At 47.5% G+C, this 276-nt stretch carries 1 pseudogene; it reads right to left on the bottom strand.

From position 1 onward, the window contains the following. Nucleotides 1–276: pseudogene (locus AAEY72_RS14730) on the bottom strand (F0F1 ATP synthase subunit alpha); the annotation flags it as partial.

Below are 276 nucleotides of genomic sequence, written 5' to 3'. Positions count from 1 at the left end.
AAATAGAATACGTCACCAGGATAAGCTTCACGGCCTGGTGGACGGCGTAATAGCAGTGAGATTTGACGATATGCAACGGCTTGTTTTGATAAGTCATCAAATACAATCAATGCATCTTCGCCACGGTCACGAAAGTATTCGCCCATCGTACAACCTGAGTACGGTGCAATATACTGGAGTGCTGCTGGCTCTGAAGCTGAAGCAACCACTACTGTGGTGTATTCAAGCGCGCCAGTTTGCTCAAGCTTACGCACCACGTTAGCAATAGTAGAGCGT

The organism is Psychrobacter sp. W2-37-MNA-CIBAN-0211 (assembly GCF_040309405.1).
GTDB lineage: Bacteria > Pseudomonadota > Gammaproteobacteria > Pseudomonadales > Moraxellaceae > Psychrobacter > Psychrobacter glaciei.
This window is presented reverse-complemented; position numbering and strand designations above follow the sequence as displayed.